This window comes from Bradyrhizobium cosmicum, assembly GCF_007290395.2.
GTDB lineage: Bacteria > Pseudomonadota > Alphaproteobacteria > Rhizobiales > Xanthobacteraceae > Bradyrhizobium > Bradyrhizobium cosmicum.
The window spans coordinates 4,312,574-4,330,623 of record NZ_CP041656.2; the positions used below are offsets into that span (position 1 = coordinate 4,312,574).

Annotated in this window: 21 protein-coding genes; 8 read left to right on the top strand and 13 right to left on the bottom strand. The window is 65.8% G+C overall.

Going from position 1 to position 18,050, the window contains the following annotated elements; translation table 11 throughout:
* Window positions 1-118: 118 nt before the first annotated feature.
* The 4 genes from FNV92_RS20805 to FNV92_RS20820 all read left to right on the top strand — a co-directional run bounded on the left by FNV92_RS20805 (window position 119) and on the right by FNV92_RS20820 (window position 3,765).
* A complete protein-coding gene (locus FNV92_RS20805) occupies window positions 119-340 on the top strand; it encodes a hypothetical protein (RefSeq protein ID WP_143844767.1) in 222 nt (73 codons plus the stop codon).
* 234 nt (window positions 341-574) lie between these two features.
* Window positions 575-1,921 carry a caspase family protein gene (locus FNV92_RS20810; protein ID WP_143844766.1) on the top strand — a complete coding sequence of 449 codons (1,347 nt, stop codon included), beginning with the start codon at window positions 575-577 and terminating at the stop codon, window positions 1,919-1,921.
* Window positions 1,922-1,949: 28 nt separating this feature from the next.
* On the top strand, window positions 1,950-2,438 hold the full coding sequence (locus FNV92_RS20815; RefSeq protein ID WP_143844765.1) for a hypothetical protein: 489 nt from the start codon (window positions 1,950-1,952) through the stop codon (window positions 2,436-2,438).
* Between the two features lie 151 nt (window positions 2,439-2,589).
* Window positions 2,590-3,765 carry a hypothetical protein gene (locus tag FNV92_RS20820; RefSeq protein WP_143844764.1) on the top strand — a complete coding sequence of 392 codons (1,176 nt, stop codon included), beginning with the start codon at window positions 2,590-2,592 and terminating at the stop codon, window positions 3,763-3,765.
* Here the strand turns inward: FNV92_RS20820 and gmk are convergent.
* The 9 genes from gmk to FNV92_RS20865 all read right to left on the bottom strand — a co-directional run bounded on the left by gmk (window position 3,698) and on the right by FNV92_RS20865 (window position 12,309).
* A complete protein-coding gene (gene gmk, locus FNV92_RS20825; protein ID WP_143844763.1) occupies window positions 3,698-4,357 on the bottom strand; it encodes a guanylate kinase in 660 nt (219 codons plus the stop codon). The genes FNV92_RS20820 and gmk overlap by 68 nt on opposite strands.
* Before the next feature lie 3 nt (window positions 4,358-4,360).
* A complete protein-coding gene (locus FNV92_RS20830) occupies window positions 4,361-5,248 on the bottom strand; it encodes a YicC/YloC family endoribonuclease (protein ID WP_143844762.1) in 888 nt (295 codons plus the stop codon).
* Window positions 5,249-5,364: 116 nt separating this feature from the next.
* On the bottom strand, window positions 5,365-6,639 hold the full coding sequence (gene mltG, locus FNV92_RS20835) for an endolytic transglycosylase MltG (protein ID WP_041748371.1): 1,275 nt from the start codon (window positions 6,637-6,639) through the stop codon (window positions 5,365-5,367).
* 126 nt (window positions 6,640-6,765) lie between these two features.
* Window positions 6,766-8,031 carry a beta-ketoacyl-ACP synthase II gene (fabF, locus tag FNV92_RS20840; RefSeq protein ID WP_015686652.1) on the bottom strand — a complete coding sequence of 422 codons (1,266 nt, stop codon included), beginning with the start codon at window positions 8,029-8,031 and terminating at the stop codon, window positions 6,766-6,768.
* A 109-nt stretch (window positions 8,032-8,140) separates the two neighbouring features.
* A complete protein-coding gene (locus tag FNV92_RS20845; protein WP_006020277.1) occupies window positions 8,141-8,380 on the bottom strand; it encodes an acyl carrier protein in 240 nt (79 codons plus the stop codon).
* Between the two features lie 311 nt (window positions 8,381-8,691).
* A complete protein-coding gene (gene fabG / locus FNV92_RS20850) occupies window positions 8,692-9,429 on the bottom strand; it encodes a 3-oxoacyl-[acyl-carrier-protein] reductase (protein ID WP_143844761.1) in 738 nt (245 codons plus the stop codon).
* A gap of 12 nt (window positions 9,430-9,441) precedes the next feature.
* Window positions 9,442-10,401 carry an ACP S-malonyltransferase gene (gene fabD, locus FNV92_RS20855; protein ID WP_143844760.1) on the bottom strand — a complete coding sequence of 320 codons (960 nt, stop codon included), beginning with the start codon at window positions 10,399-10,401 and terminating at the stop codon, window positions 9,442-9,444.
* 174 nt (window positions 10,402-10,575) lie between these two features.
* Complete coding sequence (locus FNV92_RS20860; RefSeq protein WP_143844759.1) at window positions 10,576-11,601, bottom strand: fatty acid desaturase family protein; 1,026 nt, start codon at window positions 11,599-11,601, stop codon at window positions 10,576-10,578.
* Window positions 11,602-11,604: 3 nt separating this feature from the next.
* Window positions 11,605-12,309: a TetR/AcrR family transcriptional regulator C-terminal domain-containing protein gene (locus tag FNV92_RS20865; protein ID WP_143844758.1), complete on the bottom strand. Its 705-nt coding sequence runs from the start codon at window positions 12,307-12,309 to the stop codon at window positions 11,605-11,607.
* A gap of 342 nt (window positions 12,310-12,651) precedes the next feature.
* On the opposite strand from FNV92_RS20865, the gene rpsF reads away from it, so the two are divergent.
* From rpsF to rplI, 4 genes are all read left to right on the top strand, one after another.
* Window positions 12,652-13,158, top strand: a complete 507-nt coding sequence (rpsF, locus tag FNV92_RS20870) for a 30S ribosomal protein S6 (protein ID WP_143844757.1) — start codon at window positions 12,652-12,654, stop codon at window positions 13,156-13,158.
* 5 nt (window positions 13,159-13,163) lie between these two features.
* Window positions 13,164-13,403: a 30S ribosomal protein S18 gene (gene rpsR, locus FNV92_RS20875; protein ID WP_007592020.1), complete on the top strand. Its 240-nt coding sequence runs from the start codon at window positions 13,164-13,166 to the stop codon at window positions 13,401-13,403.
* Between the two features lie 216 nt (window positions 13,404-13,619).
* A complete protein-coding gene (locus tag FNV92_RS20880) occupies window positions 13,620-14,597 on the top strand; it encodes a DUF2232 domain-containing protein (RefSeq protein ID WP_015686658.1) in 978 nt (325 codons plus the stop codon).
* Between the two features lie 61 nt (window positions 14,598-14,658).
* On the top strand, window positions 14,659-15,261 hold the full coding sequence (gene rplI, locus FNV92_RS20885; RefSeq protein ID WP_015686659.1) for a 50S ribosomal protein L9: 603 nt from the start codon (window positions 14,659-14,661) through the stop codon (window positions 15,259-15,261).
* A 36-nt stretch (window positions 15,262-15,297) separates the two neighbouring features.
* On the opposite strand, the gene FNV92_RS20890 is transcribed toward rplI, so the two are convergent.
* The 4 genes from FNV92_RS20890 to FNV92_RS20905 all read right to left on the bottom strand — a co-directional run bounded on the left by FNV92_RS20890 (window position 15,298) and on the right by FNV92_RS20905 (window position 17,930).
* Window positions 15,298-15,765, bottom strand: coding sequence for a PaaI family thioesterase (locus FNV92_RS20890; RefSeq protein WP_143844756.1), 468 nt, complete (start codon window positions 15,763-15,765; stop codon window positions 15,298-15,300).
* Window positions 15,766-15,773: 8 nt separating this feature from the next.
* A complete protein-coding gene (locus tag FNV92_RS20895) occupies window positions 15,774-16,370 on the bottom strand; it encodes a TetR/AcrR family transcriptional regulator (protein ID WP_143844755.1) in 597 nt (198 codons plus the stop codon).
* A gap of 104 nt (window positions 16,371-16,474) precedes the next feature.
* Entirely contained in the window at window positions 16,475-17,428 is a 954-nt protein-coding gene (locus FNV92_RS20900) for a hypothetical protein (protein WP_168213619.1), read from the bottom strand.
* Between the two features lie 304 nt (window positions 17,429-17,732).
* The gene (locus FNV92_RS20905; RefSeq protein WP_143844754.1) at window positions 17,733-17,930 is read right to left on the bottom strand and encodes a transcriptional regulator; all 198 of its coding nucleotides are present in this window, start codon (window positions 17,928-17,930) and stop codon (window positions 17,733-17,735) included.
* Window positions 17,931-18,050 lie beyond the last annotated feature (120 nt).

Sequence of the window (18,050 nt, forward strand, 5' to 3'; positions counted from 1 at the left end):
AGCGCATCTGGCGCGCGCTCGTCGATTGCTGCACGCACGATTGAATGACTTGGCGAATAGCTCGGCGCATGCAGCACGACGAAGGAACCCGCCGTCGCTCGCGCGGTTATAACCCTGCATGACTGATGCCACCTCACCCGCAAAACCCGTCGCAACCGCGATTCGCTATCTCTCAATCATCGTTGGCTGCGCCTGCCTGCTACTGGCCGCGATCTGCGTCGCCATCGCGTGCCAAGTCTTCGTCCAAACCGGCGTGTTCGCGCAATCCTATGCGATGGTAGGACTGATCAGCGCCGTATTGGGGCTGCTGGCGCTGATGCTTGCGCGGGTGTGGAAGTAGGCCGCAGTTCCTAGCTGTCGGATGGGTAGAGCCCTTGCGAAACCCATCGCTGACCTAACGCCGCTCCACGCTGGCGCCCCCGAAAATAACGAACGCAGGTCGCGGCTACTAACGCCCCGTCGGGCAAGAGACCTCGTCAACCCCCTCGCGCCGATGAGGCCCACAAGGGCGTCACGCCACTTTTCGCTCACGCGCCGGGCTGCTAGACTGACCTCATTATTTTGGGGAATTTTGATGCGCGCGACGATTTTCAATCGCGTTGCGGGGTTGGCGGCGCTGATCGCAGCCACGCTTGCTGCGGTGACGCAACCGGCATCCGCCGAGAAGCGCATCGCGCTGGTGGTCGGCAACTCCGCCTACAAGAACATCACGCCGCTCGACAACCCGTCCAAGGACGCCAGCCTGATGGCGGAGACGCTTGGCTTGCTCGGCTTCACGCTGATCGGCGGCCGCGCCCAGCTCGATCTCGACAAGGGCGCAATGGACCTTGCCGTACAGAGCTTCGGGCGGCAGGTCCAGGGCGCCGACGTCGCGCTGTTTTACTATGCCGGCCACGGAGTGCAGGTTGCCGGCTCAAACTACCTCGTGCCTGTCGGCGCCAACCCGACGCGTGAGGCCGACGTCGATTTTCAGATGACCGACGTCAATCTCGTGCTGCGCCAGATGCAGGGATCTGGCACGCGCCTCAACCTCGTGATCCTCGATGCCTGCCGCAACAACCCGTTCGGCTCACGCGGCCTTCGTTCCTCGGACGGCGGCCTTGCGCAGATGCGCGCGCCGGAGGGCACGCTGATCTCCTACGCGACGCAGCCCGGCAACGTCGCGCAGGACGGCAGCGATGGCCACAGCCCCTACACCAAGGCGCTCGCCGCGACGGTGCGGACCGCAGGCCTCGACGTGTTCCAGACCTTCAACCAGGTCGGCCTCGCGGTGAAGCGGGCCACATCGGGCGCGCAGCAGCCCTGGGTGTCGTCCTCGCCGATCGATGGCACCTTCTATTTCGTACCCCCGACACAAGCAGCGCCGCCGCAGGTCGCCGCGATGCAGCCTGATCCGCTGCCGGCGGAGCGCCTGCGCGCCGACCCGGACCGCGTGCCTTTGCGCGATGCTGCGCTGCTGAGCGAATTGAACGAGCGGCTCTACGAGCTGAATTTCGATCCTGACACGCCCGACGGCCTCACCCGCGCGATTACGAAACTGCAGCAGCGGATTTCCATGGCGCCGAACGGGGAGCCGACTGAGGGCCTGCTGCTGCGATTGCGCAAGATGGATGATCTGAAGCCGTGGGGCTCGATCGTCTACGGGCCCGACAGCAGCAAATGGGGCATCTCTTGGAACCACGCCTCGCGGCGCGCGGCGGTGGCGGATGCGCGCGGCAATTGCGCCGGCGCCAAATGCCCGATCGAGCTCTCCTTCTATGGCAAGAGCTGCGGCGCGTTCGCGATATCAGACAAATCCTGGTCGCTGGTCCAGCGTGACAGCGTCCAGCGCGCCAAGGACGCCGCGCTTGACGAATGCGGCAAGGCTGGCAAAGCTTGCCGGATTATCGGGTCCGTCTGCGCCGACGGCTCCGGCCGCTAGTACCTTTTGATTTTTGGATTGATCGCTCATGTCGCACGTTATCGCCCGGACGTTGGCTTTCGGCTCCCTCATCATCCTCGCTTCATCGTCCGCCTTCGCACAGTCCGGCAGCGCCGGCGGCGCCATCGGCAATGACGAAAAGTCGCTGTCCGGCTCGCGTTCGGATCGCTCGGCCGAGCCAGCATCCTCGGCGCGCCGCAGCAAGCCGGCGGCTGAAGAGCGCTCTGCGCCGCGCCGAAGCGGCGGTGGTGGTGTTGGCGGCGGTTTCGACGGAGCCTGGGTGGTCGTCAGCGTCGGCTGCGGCGGCTCGACCTCCGGCGCGGTCGTCGTGACCTCGGGCCGGGTCATCGGGGAAGGAGTCAGCGGCAGCGTCAGCCCGAGCGGCTCGGTTCATACGTCCGGCGCGGGCAATGGTGTGACCTTCACGGGCGCCGGCCGCCTCTCGGGCCGCAGCGGTTCCGGAACCTGGCGCCGCTCCGACGGCTGTGGCGGAACCTGGACATCGACCAAGCAATAGCGCTCGACATTGCCTGCATGCGCGGTGGAACGAACGCGCCGCAGGCCCAATTCAGGCCACATCCTCTCCGGATTTGCGGCTCATTGCCACCCAACTCTTTGACGAGAAAGGGACGGTAACGAGTTGCGTCATGCGTAATCGGGAGACCAGGATGGGCAACCGCACCGCGAAATTCATATCTGCGCTACTTGGCAGCGTGATTGCAGGCGTGCCCCTGGCGGCCGTATCGCAGAATGCACCCACGGCAGCAGCCACAACGGCAGCAAGCACGGCGAATGCGGCAAGCGACTGCCTCGGTTCGCCGAAGGGCGCCGCGCCGCAGGGCCAGCATTGGTTCTATCGCCTCGATCGCGCGACCAAGCGGCAGTGCTGGTATCTGCGCGCCGAAGGCGGCAAGGTCACGCAGAGCGCGCAGGCGACGGCTGACACGCCGACCCCGGAGTCGACCGCGCCGAAATCGGTGCAATCGGTGCAGAATGCGCGCGCCGAATACATCGCGCCGCAAGCAACCGCGCCGGCCGCAGCGAGTGCCCCACCGGCACCCCAGCAGGCGGACAGCAGCGTGCAAGCGCCTGCCGTTGCCGAACGCTGGCCCGACGCCAGCACGACCGCGCCCGCGCAACAGCCCGTAGCCACACCTGCATCGACCGCCGCGCAGCCGAGCGCGAAGCCGGCCAAGGCCCCTGCCCCTGGGACGCTCGCTGCCGCCGAAATCCTCGCCGACAAGCCGACCGGCTCGCTGCAGACGCTGATGCTCGTCATCGTCGGCGCGCTGGCACTGGCCGGCCTGCTCGCCAGCGTCATCTATCGCTTCGCCGGCGGACGCGTCCGCGTCCAGGCGGGCGACCGCCGCGTCAACTGGGACCAGCGCGAGCCGCAGGATCGCGACGACAGCCGCGCGCCCTGGCTCGAGGCCGCACCTGCCGCGGCGGCGCGCGCAGAGCGGCCACACCCGGTGGACTTCGACGCCGCGCGTCCTCAGGCCAAGCAGCTCGCCGCATTCAGCGACGCGATCGCCAGGGTCGCAAGCCAGGCCCAGCCTGCTCGGGTCGAGGATGCAGAACCCGACGAGGCCGGGATCGCGGTATTCGAAGGGGAATTCGAGATCGAGACCCCCGCGCCGCGGCTCGCCGTCAACGACGTTCACGACGAGGAGCCGGCCCACCGGGACGACGCTGAGCGCGACGATGCCGTCGACATCGACATCATCACGGCGATGCTGGAACGGCTAGCGCAGGAAGGGCCGCGGCTGTCGCAGCCTAGCCTTGAAGCTGGCCTTGAAGACCTCGCACGAAGCCCACGAGGCCAGTCCGCCGCTCGCGCTTGAGGCGTTCGGCCTTCAGGATCGACTGCACCTCGGCGAAGGCCTTGTCGACGTCGTTGTTGATCACGATGTAGTCGTACTCCGCCCAGTGACTCATCTCGTGGCTGGCGCGGCTCATGCGATTGCGGATCACCTCGTCGGAATCCTGCGCGCGCGAGTGCAGCCGCTTTTCGAGATCGGCCGCCGACGGCGGCAAGATGAAGACGCGAACCACATCGACGCTCGCCTTCTGGTGCAGCTGCTGCGTACCCTGCCAGTCGATGTCGAACAGCACGTCCTGCCCGGCCGACAGTGCCGCCTCCACCGGGGCGCGGGGCGTCCCGTAAAGATTGTCAAACACGGTGGCCCACTCCAGGAGCTTGTCACCCTTCACCATCGCTTCGAAGCGAGGCTTGTCGACGAACAGATAGTCGCGGCCGTCAACCTCGCCGGGGCGCTTGGCGCGCGTCGTCGCCGACACCGACATCTTCAGGCCGGGCTCCCGCTCAAGCAGCATCCGCGAGAGCGTCGTTTTGCCTGCGCCCGACGGCGAGGACAGCACGAACATCAATCCGCGCCGCTCGACTCCGTCAGTTCCGTGATCGCCCGTCGTCATCGATCACTCCAGATTCTGGACCTGCTCGCGAAACTGCTCGACCACGTTCTTCATGGCGAGCCCCGTATTGGTCAGCTCGATGTCGTTTGACTTCGAGCAGCAGGTGTTGACCTCGCGGTGAAACTCCTGCGCCAGGAAGTCGAGCTTGCGGCCGACCGGGCCGCCCTTGCCGATCAGCTCGCGCGCCTGCGCAATGTGCGAGGCGATGCGGTCGAGCTCCTCGCGGATGTCGGCGCGGGTCGCGATCAGAATCGCTTCCTGCATCAGGCGGTCGGAATCGAAGCGGTCGGAGGTGTCGAGCAATGTTGCGATCTGCTCGGCGAGCCTGGCCTTGATCGCCTCGGGCTTGCGGCCGGGCGCGCCTTCCGCCTTCCTGGCCAGCTGCTCGACCTCGTCGACCCGCTGGATCAGGATCTGCCCGAGCGAGGTGCCCTCGCGCTTGCGCATCTCGACGAGTTCGGCGAGCGCCTTGTCGAAGGCTTCGGCCGCGGCGGTGCGCGCGGCCTTGTCCTCCTCCTCGTCGCCCTCGGGCTCGGCGACCTCGACCACGCCCTTGATGGCGAGCAGGCCGTCGACACTCGGCGCGACGGCGTCGACCTTGCCGGCGATCATTGCGGCGGCCTTCAGGACGGCGTTGAGCACGTCCTCATTGACGCGGACGGAGGCAGCGGCGTTGGTGCGCTTGACGGTGAGATTGGCGTAGACGGTTCCTCGCGACAAAATCTCGCCGGCGCGCTTCTTGGCGTAGGCCTCGAGCTCGTCGAACCCCTGCGGCAGCCGCACCCTGAGGTCAAAGCCCTTGGCATTGACCGACTTCAATTCCCATTCGAACGTATACGGCCCGCTAGCGCCGTGGCTTCGGGCAAAGCCGGTCATGGACGACAGCGCCATCAGGTCAAATTCTCCAGAAGCATGGGATTCGCGAGGCCATCAGGCCACGCGAATCTTAAGACTATTTTGCAGGAAAGTGGAATCCGCAAAGTCCCGTAGGCAGGTCTGCGCTCAGGCTAGCGCTGGATTACCGGCGGCGACGACTGCACCGCGCCTTGGCGGGCCGGCGCGGGATTGGCGGGGCGCGCCGCCGGGGGCTTCTTCTGCTGGGTGGGCCGTGCCGGTGTAGCCGCGGTCGGCGTGTCGGCTGCGCCGGGCGCTGCGGCGGCCGCCGGCGGCGCATCCTCGGCCGGCTCGACCGTGTCGTTCTGGATCTGCTTCTCCATCGCGCGCAGCTTGGCGACGTTCTTCTGATGCGCGTCGTAGGTCTCGGTAAAGGCGTGCCCGCCGCTGCCGTCGGCGACGAAGAAGAGGTCGCGGGTACGGGCCGGATTGGCGGCGGCTTCCAGCGAGGCGCGGCCGGGGTTGGCGATCGGGCCCGGCGGCAGGCCCTCGATCACGTAGGTGTTGTAGGGCGAGGGCTGCGTGATCTCGCTGCGCTTGATCGGGCGCCCCAGCGTGCCCTTGCCGCCGACGATGCCGTAGATGATCGTCGGATCGGACTGCAGCTTGATCTTCTGCTTCAGGCGGTTGACGAACACCGCGGCAACACGGCTGCGCTCGTCGGGCTTGCCGGTTTCCTTCTCGACGATCGAGGCAAGCGTCACCAGTTGCTCCGGAGTCTTGACCGGAATGTCCTGATTGCGGCGCTCCCAGATCTCGGCCAGCACGCGCTTGTGCGCCTGCTGCATGCGCTGGATCACCTGCTCGCGCGGGGTCCCGCGCGGGAATTTGTAGGTCTCCGGCAGCAGCGTGCCTTCCCGCGGCAGCTCACGGACGCTGCCGGTGAAGATGTCGTTGTCGGAGAGCCGCGCCACGATCTGCTCGGACGTCAGGCCTTCCGGGACGGTCACGGCATGCTGCACCACCTTGCCCTCGACGATGGTGGCGATGACGTCGCGCAAGGAGGCGTTCTTCTGGAACGAATACTCGCCGGGCTTCAGGTCCGAGCTCGCCTTCAGCGCTGCGACGCTGGCGATGAACACCCACGGATTGACGTCGGTCACGCCTTCCCGGTTCAGGGTCTCGGCGATGTCGCGCTTGCCGGCGCGCTGCGGGATGTTAACGATCTTGTCGTCCTTAAGCGGTCCCGGCGCCTCGATCACCTGCCGGCCGTAATAATACACGCCGCCCGCGCCGAGCATGGCGATCAGCAGCAGGGTGATGATGGCGTTGCCGACGATCACGAAAGGATTGCGGGCGCGGTCCGACCGCTTCGGTGGCGGCGGGACCTGCTCGGGCTCAAGCGCTGCCCGCGGACTCCGGGGCGAAATGGGCGGCCTTTCACTCATCGATGCAACCTGAATCCTGCCGGTTCAATCGCGGCCCGACAATCGTTTGTCCAGCCAATGCACGCGCCCACGGGGGTATGACTATCGCCGAATACGGCAAAACGGTGGATTCGTTTCAAACGCAAACTATTGAACCAGCCGCCGGAAGATCACCGACGCGTTGGTACCGCCAAAACCGAAAGAATTCGACAACGCGACGTTGACCTCGCGCTTCTTCGCCGTATGCGGCACGAGATCGATGGCAGTCTCGACCGACGGATTGTCCAGGTTGATGGTCGGCGGCACGACATTATCGCGAATCGCGAGAATGGCGAAGATCGCCTCGATTGCGCCGGCGGCACCGAGCAGATGGCCGGTCGACGATTTGGTCGAGGACATCGCGACCTTGGAGGCGGCATTGCCGAGCAGGCGCTCGACAGCGCCGAGCTCGATCTCGTCGCCGAGCGGCGTCGAGGTACCGTGCGCATTGATGTAGTCGAGATCGGATGCCGTGAGGCCGGCGCGCTTGAGCGCGGCCGCCATGCTGCGGAATCCGCCATCACCATCGGGCGACGGCGAGGTGATGTGATAGGCATCACCCGAAAGACCGTAGCCGATCACTTCGGCATAGATCCTGGCGCCGCGGCGCTGGGCGTGCTCGAGCTCCTCGAGGACGAGGACGCCGGCGCCCTCGCCCATCACGAAGCCGTCGCGGTCCTTGTCGTAGGGACGCGAGGCCTTCTCGGGTGTGTCGTTGAAGCCGGTCGAGAGTGCGCGCGCAGCGTTGAAGCCGGCAATTCCGATGCGGCTGATCGGGGATTCCGCGCCGCCGGCGACCATGACGTCGGCATCGCCCAGCGCAATCAGACGGGCGGCGTCGCCGACCGCATGCGCGCCGGTCGAACAGGCCGTGACCACCGAATGGTTCGGCCCCTTGAGACCATGCTTGATCGAGACATAGCCGGACGCGAGATTGATCAGGCGGCCCGGAATGAAGAACGGCGACACCCGGCGCGGCCCGCGTTCCTTCAGGAGGATCGCGGTCTCGGCGATGCCGTTGAGGCCGCCGATGCCGGACCCGATCATGGTTCCGGTCGCGCATTTGTCCTCTTCGGACTCGGGATGCCAATTGGCATCGTCGAGCGCCTGGCCCGCAGCCGCCATGCCGAAGATGATGAAGTCGTCGACCTTGCGCTGGTCCTTCGGCTCCATCCAGATATCGGGATTGAAGCTGTCGTTAGTGCCGTCGCCGCGCACGACCGTGCAGGCGTATTTGGTCTGAAGATCGGAGACGTCGAAGCCCTCGATCCTGCGCGCCCCACTTTCGCCGTTGAGAATCCGCTTCCAGGTCGGCTCGACGCCACAACCGAGTGGCGACACCATGCCGAGACCCGTGACGACAACCCGCCTCATATCCGAAAACTCCGCATCGAAAGATTCACGGCCAATAACAAGAAACCGGCTGACCGCTGGTCAGCGGCCCGTCCGGTTTCAATGTTGTCCCCGCGAAAATTAAAGAGCCTTAGCTCTTCGCGTTCTTCTCGAGAAACTTCGTGGCGTCGCCGACGGTGAGAATCGTCTCCGCGGCATCGTCCGGAATCTCGCAACCGAATTCTTCTTCGAACGCCATCACCAGCTCGACGGTGTCCAGACTGTCGGCGCCAAGGTCGTCGATGAAGCTCGCTGCGTCGACAACCTTCTCGGGTTCAACACCAAGGTGTTCGACCACGATCTTCTTAACCCGCTCGCCAATCTCACTCATTGCATAACCTCGTGTTGTTCCCTGTAGACCCGACCCCCCGGGACGATACGAGCCGTCGTGGTCGTTGACTGCCTTCGCTTACGAACTTTGATTTGGCCCCACCTTAACTGATAGAGGCCCGGCGAACGACGGCCAAGGCTCCGCATCGCCAATATACAGGGTTTCAAAAACCTGCAATGGCGTTCTTTGCCCATCCGTTGAAGGTCCGGTTATCATACTTCAACTGCCTTGACTACACGCCTCATTTCGCTCCGGAAACGGCCGTTTGCCGCATCCCGCACCGCCCTCGCGGGCGGTCTGCGGAACGAACGTCAGATCATGGCCATGCCGCCGTTGACGTGAATGGTTTGCCCCGTGACGTAGGCTGCTTCGTTCGAACTGAGGTAAACGGCGGCTGCCGCGATGTCCTCCGGCGTGCCCAGGCGGGCGGCCGGAACTTTGCTCAGAATCGTTTCGCGCTGCTTGTCGTTGAGCGCATCGGTCATCGGCGTCTTGATGAAGCCGGGTGCAATGCAGTTCGCAGTCACGCCGCGCTTGGCATATTCAGCACCGAGCGTCTTGATCATGCCGATCAGACCGGCCTTCGACGCGGTGTAATTGCCCTGGCCGGGATTACCGGTGACGCCGACCACCGAAGTGATGGCGATGATGCGGCCGAAGCGCTTGCGCATCATCAATTTGGTGGCGGCGCGCGCCAGGCGGAACGTCGAGGTCAGGTTGACGTTGATGACCTCGTCCCAGTCCTCGTCGCGAAGCTGCACGAAGAGATTGTCGCGGGTGATGCCGGCGTTGGCGACGAGAATGTCGACCTGGCCCATCGCAGCTTCCGCAGCAGGCACTAGCGCCTCGACCTCGTCGGCCTTGGAGAGATTGCAGGGCAGCACGTGGGTGCGCTCGCCGAGCTTGCCCGCAAGCTCGTCCAGCACCTCCTTGCGCGTCCCTGAGATCGCGACCGTGGCGCCCTGCGCGTGCAGCGCCTTCGCGATCGCGCCGCCGATGCCGCCAGTCGCGCCGGTGACGAGCGCCTTCTTGCCAGTCAGATCGAACATTCGAAGACTCCTCTAGACCTGCTTCGCAGCGGCCAATGCATCCTTGGCGCCGGCAATGTCATTCGGACCGCCGACCGCAACGCCGACGGCGCCGTCCGCAATGCGCTTGACGAGGCCGGTCAGCACCTTGCCGGCACCGATCTCGAAGAAGCGGTTGACGCCCTGCCCCGCCATATAAGCAACCGACTCGCGCCAGCGCACCGTGCCGGTGACCTGCTCGACCAGACGGCGGCGGATCTCGTCGGGATCGGTGATCGCGCTCGCCAGCACGTTCGATACCAGGGGTGCGGCCGGCGGCTTGATCGTGACCTTCGCCAGCGCCTCCGCCATGGCATCGGCGGCGGGCTGCATCAGCTTGCAATGGAACGGCGCGGACACCGGCAGCAGCATCGCGCGCTTGGCGCCTCTGGTCTTGGCGATCTCGACGGCGCGATCGACCGCGGCCTTGTCGCCGGAGACGACCACCTGCCCGCCGCCATTGTCGTTGGCGGCCTGGCAGACCTGGCCCTGCGCCGCCTCGCTGGCGACCGCGATGGCGGTCTCGTAGTCGAGGCCGAGCAAGGCGGCCATCGCGCCCGCGCCAACCGGGACGGCCTTCTGCATTGCGAGACCGCGGGTGCGAAGCAGCCGCGCGGTATCTGAAATCGTCAGGCTGCCGGCAGCGGCCAGCGCCGAATATTCACCGAGCGAGTGACCGGCAACGAAGGCCGCGTCCCGCCCGACGGAAAAACCCGCTTCGGCCTCGAGAACGCGCAGCGTGGCGACGGACACGGCCATCAGCGCCGGCTGGGCGTTTTCAGTGAGTTGGAGGGTTTCGGCCGGACCATCCCAGATGATGGCGGTAAGCTTCTCGCCGAGCGCGGCATCGACCTCGTCGAATACGGCGCGCGCCGCCGGAAACGCGTCGGCCAGGGCCTTGCCCATGCCGACCGCCTGGGACCCCTGCCCTGGAAATGTGAATGCTGCCGTCATCGGCGCTCCCTGCTTGTCGGGCGTGATCCCTGCGAGAAACCGGCAACCGATGACGCACGGCCTTAGGCCATGGTTCCGGATCATGCTCCAAAGGGGGCCGTAGACACTGTCCGGGGCCGGAATGTCAAGCCAAGATAGGAGCTTCGCCCCCCATTCAACTGGGGATGCGGCCCCTCAAAATCCACCATTGGCCTGGTTGGCATCGACCGCCGCCCCGGACTGCGCACGGCGCACGCTGCTGACCAATTGCCCTGGCCGGTCGTCGCGATTCGGCTTCGTCGTCGCAAGCCGCAGGACCGCCGCGTAGCCCGGCTGCACCTCCATGCGCCCCGCATGCCGGCTCTCGCTGAGCAGGCGATGGACCTTGGGCAGATTGTAGCAGGGCACGTAGAACAGCAGGTGATGCTCGAGGTGATAGTTCACGTAGTACGGCGCGATGAACAGACGCTCGAGAACATTGGCATGCGTGGTGCGGGTGTTGCGCAGGGGATCGCTGCTATCAGGGACGACAGCATGCTCGGCGATGTTGCGGATGCGGGTGATGACCATCATCCAGGTCAGGAGCGGCACCAGCCATAGCAGCGGATAGGCCCACCACACGCCGGCCGCCGCAAGTGCTGCGAACATCGCGGCGTTGACGAGACATTGCGGACCGAGCTTCTCCCGGAAATGCGCCGCGCGCTGGCGCCACGGCCAGTCCTTCGGCCCAAGCGCGTTGAGCAGTTGCGCCTTGCGCTGCAGGTAGCCGGTCTGCCCGGTGATGTCGCGGATGAACTTGCGGCGGTAGCTCAGCTTCGTGATCGGAAACGGCGCCGACAGCACGAGATCAGGATCGTCTTCCTGCTGGGTGCGCGCATGATGCTGCAAATGATAGCGCCGATAGGCACGGGTCTCGGCGAAAACCGGATAAGCGCAAAACCACTGGCTCAGCGCCAGATTGGTCTTCTCGTCAGCGGACAAGCAGCCATGCGCGCCGTCATGCATCAGGATCGCAAGTCCGAGCTGGCGCGAACCGATGACGGCGACGGCGAAAACATAGGTCAGCGGATTGGGCCACCACGCGACCAAAGCGATTGCACCTATGATCAGCGCCCAGGCATGCGCGATCAGCGCAACGCCCTTCCAGGTCACGCGCTGGCGAACGTCGGCGAGCTGGCCGTCGGTCAGGAAGTCGCGGGCACGCATGCGAAGCGCGGTCATGGCTCACCCCTCCTCATTCGAATTGCCTGATGCGCCGCGCTCGTCGACGAGACGCAGGCGCGCAATGTCGCCGGCCGTCTTCGCCTGCTCGCCCAGCACGCGCAGCATCTCGACACAGAGCGCCTCGGGCGAACGGCCCATGGCATAGCCTTCGAGAATGATTCCGATGGCGACGGCCCAGAACCGTCGCGAGCTTTCGTCGGGCGCGCGCAGGGAGCGCCAGCCGCGGCGCGCGACCTGGCCCGCATAGGCCCGCGCGCCCTCGCTGTGCAGGCGCTCGATGGTGCGCTCGACCAGCGGCGCGAGATCCTGGCGCCGCCGCGTCAGCGCCAGCGCCTCGGCGAAGAAGGCGACCGAATCGCTCGCCGTCACGGTCTCGGCCAACGCGCGCGTGTAGTCCCGCGGCGTATGCGCTGTCAGCGCCGCCTGTTCGGTCGCCCGCGCCAGATACAGCAATTCGCGGCAAGCGCATTCGACGAACAGCGCCTCCTTGGTGCGAAAGTAATAGGTGATCTGGCTCGGAAACGCGTCCACGGCGGCCGCGATATCGGTGATCGCGGTCCCGGACAGCCCGCGCTCCCGGAACAGCGGGCTCGCCGCGTCCAGCAGCAGCGACCGCATCTTGCGGCCGGCGGAGCGCGTAGCCCGCGCGAAATGCTTGGGGTCGCCAGCCGCCTCAAGCGGTTCATGGACCGGCCTTTTAGCCATCAAATCCTCCCGTTGGTTTATTTGTATGACGTACAAACAAAAAAATCAAGCCCGTGTGGTATTGGAGGACAGGACTGGCGCGGCCGCCAAGGGCGATCTGGACCGAACAGCCGGCCTGCAACCTTGCAAAGCCGGCCAAAATCCGTATAAGGCGCGCATCCGCAGACCCCGGCCGGGAGCTGAACGGACGGTCTCAGCAAATCATTCGTGATTTTGGTGTGGCAGGGCCAGTCGGCCCGTCGTCCCGTGTTTCCGCCTTCTGAGCTTAATCCCAGAGTCCTTTCCGAAGGCCTCTTAAGGGCTTGACGCCGGGCGATGCGCCAACATGAGGAAAGGACTTCCATGGCTCTCTATGAGCATGTTTTTCTCGCGCGCCAAGACGCGAGCACGCAGCAGGTCGAAGAGCTGACTGCGCAGATGACCGGCATCGTCGAGGGTCTCGGCGGCAAGGTCACCAAGACCGAGAATTGGGGCGTTCGCTCCCTCACCTACCGCATGAACAAGAACCGCAAGGCGCACTTCGTGCTGCTCAACATCGACGCGCCGTCCGCGGCGATCGCCGAGATCGAGCGCCAGGAGCGGATCAGCGAAGACGTGATCCGCTATCTCAGCGTCCGCGTCGAAGAACTCGAAGAAGGCCCGTCCGCGATGATGCGCAAGGCTGATCGCGACCGCGAGCGTGACGACCGCGGCGGCGGCTTCCGTGGTGATCGCGAAGGCGGTGGCTTCCGTGGCGACCGCGAGGGCGGTTTCCGTGGCGGTGATCGCGACGGCGGCGGCTTCCGCGGCGATCGCGGCCCACGCCGCCCGCGCGACGAAGCTGAAACCACCACGACGGATACGGAGTAAGATCAATGGCTGAAGCTGGTGCACGCCGTCCGTTTTTCCGTCGTCGCAAGAGCTGCCCGTTCACGGGCGCGAATGCTCCGAAGATCGACTACAAGGACTCCAAGCTGCTGATGCGTTACGTCTCCGAGCGCGGCAAGATCGTGCCGAGCCGCATCACCGCGGTGTCCGCGAAGAAGCAGCGTGAGCTCGCCCGCGCCATCAAGCGCGCGCGGTTCCTGGGCCTGCTGCCCTACGTCATTCGCTAAGACCAATCCGGCCGGCGGCGACATCGCCGCCGGCCGCACACCAAAACGCGATGATGATTCATCGCATTTTGGGTTGTCGTTTGAGCATGATCTTTTCGGGAAAACCGCTACACACTTTTCCGGATCGTGCTTTGATCTCATAAGGCTTCCGGGTCGTCCGGTCGCCGATGGTTGGGGCAACACGCCTCTAACCGCTCGAAGGGAGCGGGACAGCTGATGATGGCTTTTGGACTGATAGCCCTGATCGCCGGCGCTGCGTCGGCCCTGATGTTCGCCTCGATCGTTTCGGGCGCGCTGATCTCGCTCGTCCTGTTCTATCTCGCCCCGCTGCCGCTGATGGTCGCCGCGATCGGCTGGGGGCCGCTTTGCGCCAGCGCCGGCGGCATCGCGGCCGCGGTCAGCCTCGGCGCCCTGTTCGGCCTGCCCTACTGCATCGCCTTTGCCGTCACCGTCGCACTGCCGGCCTGGTGGCTCGGCCATCTCGTGCTGCTCAGCCGTCCGACGGGACCTGCCACGCCGGCCACCGCCACCGCGCCGCCGGCGGAACCCGAGCTCGAATGGTATCCGGTCGGCCGCATCCTGCTGTGGATCGCAGGCTTCGCCACGCTGACCACGATCGCCGCACTGCTCACGCTCGGCACCGACGCCGAGACCATCACCGGCACGCTGCGGCGCGGTTTGATGCGCCTCCTCCGCAGCACCGATCCGCAGACATCAGGCGAAGCCAGCCAGTTCGTCGACGCGATGGTGCGCATCGCCCCGGCCGCCGCCACGATCGTCGCGATGATGACGCTCACGCTCAATCTCTGGCTCAGCGCCAAGATCACGGCGACGTCGGGCCGGCTGCGGCGTCCCTGGCCAGACATGAAGACGGCGGAGCTGCCGCCGATGACGCTGGTCGGGCTCTGCGTCGCGCTCGCCTTCTGCTTTACCGGCGGGCTGCTCGCGATCGCCGCGCAGATCACCGCGGCGGCGCTGATGATGGGCTATGCGTTCACCGGCTTTGCCGTTCTGCATACGCTGACGCTGGCACTGAAGAGCCGCACCTTCTGGCTCGGCTCGACCTACGCCGTCGTCGTGGTGTTCGGATGGCCGGTGATCGCGATGGTGATCCTCGGCATGGCGGACGCCGTGTTCGGCTTCCGCGAGCGCTTCCTGCGCAGCCGGCAGCCGCCGCCGCTGCCAACCGCTTGAGTTCAAGTTCGAAAATCCACACTCACCACTTCAACACTCAACACTTCAAAGGAGAACGAATATGGAAGTCATTTTGCTGGAACGCGTGAGCAAGCTTGGCCAGATGGGCGAAGTCGTGAAGGTCCGCGACGGTTATGCCCGCAATTTCCTGCTCAAGCGCGGCAAGGCGCTGCGTGCCACCGCCGACAACAAGGCCAAGTACGAAGGCATGAAGGCCGACCTCGAGGCCCGCAACCTTCAGTCCAAGGGCGAGGCGTCCAAGGTCGCCGAGAAGATCGAGGGCAAGAACATCATCGTGATCCGTCAGGCCTCGGAAGCCGGCCAGCTGTTCGGATCGGTCAACGTGCGTGACATCGTCGTCGCGTTCGAAGCTGACGGCATTTCGCTGTCCCGCCCGCAGGTCCAGCTCGACGCACCGATCAAGACCATCGGCAAGCGCTCCATCACTGTTGCCATCCACCCCGAGGTCGAAGTCCAGATCAGCGTCACGGTTGCGCGCAGCCAGGACGAGGCCGAGCGCATCAACCGCGGCGAGGACATCTCGACCCGCAACGAGGACCGCGATGCAGCCGCCGAGGCAATCGCCGCCGCTGGCGAGTTCTTCGATCCGGAAGCCCAGCAGGACGACGAGCCGGCCCCGGCTGCGGAAGAGACCGAGAAGTAAACCTCGCGTTCATGCGCGAAGCGAAGCCCGGCCGCGCTAAGCGGCTGGGCTTTTCGTTTTTGTGGCGACATCCTCGCTCAACATCGAGATCGAGGCGAGCGCCGTTGCGGTATGCTTCTCGACGCCGTCGCTGACGCAGAACACGTCGGCGGCGACCACGGAGACCTGGCGGCCCGGCTTGATCACCCTAGCCCGGCAGATCAGTTTCTCGCCGATCGCCGGCGACCACAGATTGAGCTTGTACTCCGCCGTCAGCGCCGGCTGGCCGCGCGAGGTGGCCGCTGCGATCGTCGTGGCGTTGTCGACCAGGAAGGCGGTGACGCCGCCGTGGAAGAAGCCATGCTGCTGGAGCAGCTCCGGCCGGCGATCGACCGCGATCGTGCATTTGCCGCGCGCGAGGTCCGAGAGCTCGGCGCCAACCAAATTCATGAAACCCTGCCGCCCGACATTGACGTGGATGCGCTCGGCAACGGCGGCGAATTCGGGATCTGCTTCGTCTTGCATGATACCTCTCATCGTTTCGTAATGCGCTCGGGCGGGACCAGCGCGCGGATGGCGCAGGCGATCAGCGTGTCCGCTTCGGCCCGGGGATCGGAGCGATCGCGCCCCGAGAGGAACGCGCGGCAGAAGATCTGCGCCGGCCCGATCAACTGGCTGACGAACATCACCGGCGTCATCGGCAGCAGCTCGCCGCCGGCAACCAGCGGCGCGCGCCAGCGCTCGATGCCTTCGGCCAGCCGCGCATTCTGCGCGCGCTGAGCATCGCGCACATCCTCGCCCCATTCGCTGCGCGATATCTCGAAAAGATAGCGCGCCTCGCGCCGGCTCGAGGCGACCCAGTCGAGATGCGCCCGGATCAGGCGATCGATGCCCTGCCCGGCATCAGGCACTGGATCGAGCGCAGCCAGCACCGCGGCGTGATAGTGCCTGAGCACCTCCAGGAAGAGCGCCCCCGCGAGCTCCTTCTTCGATCCGAAGACATGAAAGAAGCTACCGTTGGAGGCGCGCGCCCTGGTGCGGATCGCAGCCACCGTCGCGGCCTCGAAGCCGACGCGGTCGAACACGACAAGCCCGGCCGCCAACAGGTCCTCACGCACGCTCGCCGTCATCGACGCCTCCTAGAGTTCTACTCTAGAGTAATACTCCAATTTGCGTCAAGACGATGCGAAGGCCGCGATGAGCGGCCTTCGCAAATGGAGAATGGGAATTTGGCTTAGCGCGAAATCGGCGGCGCGGGTGGTCCCGACGACTCCGCCGGCGGCGGGGCTGCGGCGGTCGCGGGCGGCGCCGGCTCCTGCGGCTTGGCCGCAGCCGGCTCGGGGGCCGCAACAGACGCGGCCGGCTTGGGAGCAGGCTCTTCCGCCGGCTTGGGCTCGGCGGGCTTGGCAGCGGCCGGCGCGGCGGGCGTCACCTGAGGGACCGGATCGGGCCGCAGCGCGGGAGCTTCGCTGCCGCGCGGCTCGACCTTGGCGCTATCAGGCTTGGGCTCAGCGGGCTTCTCGGGCTCGACCTTCGCGGTGTCGGGCTTAGTTTCCGGCTCGGACTCCGCCTTCGGCTCGCTCTTCTTGTCCTCCGTGGCCGGCGCGGCGGCGTCGACCTTCGGTGCCTCCTCGGTCCCGGGCTTGCCGCGGCGCTTGGCCTTGCGGCCTTCGGGCGCGGCCTCGGGCTTCGCGCCGTCCTTCGATCCCTCCTCGGCCGGCCGTGCAACGCGCTTCTGGCGCGCGCCTTCGGCGGCCGGAACTGCGCCCTCGCCTTCCGGCTTGGCGGCGTCCTGCGAGCGCTGGCGGCGACCTTGATGCTCAGGCGCCTGTGCGGGATTGGTATTGGCTTCCTTGGCGCCGTCCTTCTTGTCCTTGCCGTCCTTGTTGCCGTCCTTGGCCTGGTACCGGGTGTCGGTGGCGCCGTTGGAGACGAGGTAGGAGGCCAGCACGCCGGCCATGTCGGAACTGGTGGTGTAATGCTGACGCAGGAAGCCCGGCAGCGACCCTGGCGCCACTGTCTTCAGGAGTCCCCTCGGGCTCTTGTGGCAGGCGTTGCAGGTCTGCGCGAAGAGCTGGGATGGGGCCTTGCCGGCCTCGAGGTTCGTCGCCTGCGCAAGAACGGAGTCGGTCGCGCCGAAGCCGATCAGAAGCACTACCGTCGCGAGGCTGAGCGCTCGGCTCGACATTCCCATCATCTCCATTGAATTTCCGCGAATGCAGCCGGCATCCGCGCGGCGGCGGTCACCTTTTAGCGGATTGAGCCGCGAATGGAAGCAGCCTCCATGCGCAAGGATGTGATTAAGCAGTTTTGGAATATCGGCTGTGATCACAGTGCAATAGCGCGGCGGCTCGCTTGAACCAAGCAAGCCTTGCCCGGCGGCGCAGCCTCGCCGGAAAGCGGCACAACGTCGCAAAGCCACGGTGCCGCAGCCGCCCGGTTGCGCGCGTTCAGTGGCGGCTCCGAGCCGACGCGGGAAGGTGAATGAAGACCTAGTGACGGAGGGTGGACAGCGGGAACGACGCCGGCAGGGCCAGGTGAGCGCGCAACTGTGCAAGCGTTTCGGTGCCTATCGGCTCTCGGCGGATTTCGGGCTGCTCGGCATATTGCATGGCAGCGATCAGCCCGGACAGCCAAAGCCGGCTGCCTGCCTCGCTTCGCCAGATCTGCTGCTGCCGTTCTGGCCGCATTGCTTGCCTCGTCTCCACGGTGGCGGGCCATTGGGAATAATGCCCTGCCGACCCACCTGTTCCGACCGTACCCCCGAAAGAATCCGGGGAGATGTGATCTGTTTCACACAAGTCTTGTCG

What these genes read in the sequence shown, in the direction of transcription:
- FNV92_RS20805 (WP_143844767.1), top strand. Translation starts at nt 119, where the DNA reads ATGACTGATGCCACCTCACCCGCAAAACCCGTCGCAACCGCGATTCGC.
- FNV92_RS20810 (WP_143844766.1), top strand. Translation starts at nt 575, where the DNA reads ATGCGCGCGACGATTTTCAATCGCGTTGCGGGGTTGGCGGCGCTGATC.
- FNV92_RS20815 (WP_143844765.1), top strand. Translation starts at nt 1,950, where the DNA reads ATGTCGCACGTTATCGCCCGGACGTTGGCTTTCGGCTCCCTCATCATC.
- FNV92_RS20820 (WP_143844764.1), top strand. Translation starts at nt 2,590, where the DNA reads ATGGGCAACCGCACCGCGAAATTCATATCTGCGCTACTTGGCAGCGTG.
- gmk (WP_143844763.1), bottom strand. Translation starts at nt 4,357, where the DNA reads ATGACGACGGGCGATCACGGAACTGACGGAGTCGAGCGGCGCGGATTG.
- FNV92_RS20830 (WP_143844762.1), bottom strand. Translation starts at nt 5,248, where the DNA reads ATGGCGCTGTCGTCCATGACCGGCTTTGCCCGAAGCCACGGCGCTAGC.
- mltG (WP_041748371.1), bottom strand. Translation starts at nt 6,639, where the DNA reads ATGAGTGAAAGGCCGCCCATTTCGCCCCGGAGTCCGCGGGCAGCGCTT.
- fabF (WP_015686652.1), bottom strand. Translation starts at nt 8,031, where the DNA reads ATGAGGCGGGTTGTCGTCACGGGTCTCGGCATGGTGTCGCCACTCGGT.
- FNV92_RS20845 (WP_006020277.1), bottom strand. Translation starts at nt 8,380, where the DNA reads ATGAGTGAGATTGGCGAGCGGGTTAAGAAGATCGTGGTCGAACACCTT.
- fabG (WP_143844761.1), bottom strand. Translation starts at nt 9,429, where the DNA reads ATGTTCGATCTGACTGGCAAGAAGGCGCTCGTCACCGGCGCGACTGGC.
- fabD (WP_143844760.1), bottom strand. Translation starts at nt 10,401, where the DNA reads ATGACGGCAGCATTCACATTTCCAGGGCAGGGGTCCCAGGCGGTCGGC.
- FNV92_RS20860 (WP_143844759.1), bottom strand. Translation starts at nt 11,601, where the DNA reads ATGACCGCGCTTCGCATGCGTGCCCGCGACTTCCTGACCGACGGCCAG.
- FNV92_RS20865 (WP_143844758.1), bottom strand. Translation starts at nt 12,309, where the DNA reads ATGGCTAAAAGGCCGGTCCATGAACCGCTTGAGGCGGCTGGCGACCCC.
- rpsF (WP_143844757.1), top strand. Translation starts at nt 12,652, where the DNA reads ATGGCTCTCTATGAGCATGTTTTTCTCGCGCGCCAAGACGCGAGCACG.
- rpsR (WP_007592020.1), top strand. Translation starts at nt 13,164, where the DNA reads ATGGCTGAAGCTGGTGCACGCCGTCCGTTTTTCCGTCGTCGCAAGAGC.
- FNV92_RS20880 (WP_015686658.1), top strand. Translation starts at nt 13,620, where the DNA reads ATGATGGCTTTTGGACTGATAGCCCTGATCGCCGGCGCTGCGTCGGCC.
- rplI (WP_015686659.1), top strand. Translation starts at nt 14,659, where the DNA reads ATGGAAGTCATTTTGCTGGAACGCGTGAGCAAGCTTGGCCAGATGGGC.
- FNV92_RS20890 (WP_143844756.1), bottom strand. Translation starts at nt 15,765, where the DNA reads ATGCAAGACGAAGCAGATCCCGAATTCGCCGCCGTTGCCGAGCGCATC.
- FNV92_RS20895 (WP_143844755.1), bottom strand. Translation starts at nt 16,370, where the DNA reads ATGACGGCGAGCGTGCGTGAGGACCTGTTGGCGGCCGGGCTTGTCGTG.
- FNV92_RS20900 (WP_168213619.1), bottom strand. Translation starts at nt 17,428, where the DNA reads ATGTCGAGCCGAGCGCTCAGCCTCGCGACGGTAGTGCTTCTGATCGGC.
- FNV92_RS20905 (WP_143844754.1), bottom strand. Translation starts at nt 17,930, where the DNA reads ATGCGGCCAGAACGGCAGCAGCAGATCTGGCGAAGCGAGGCAGGCAGC.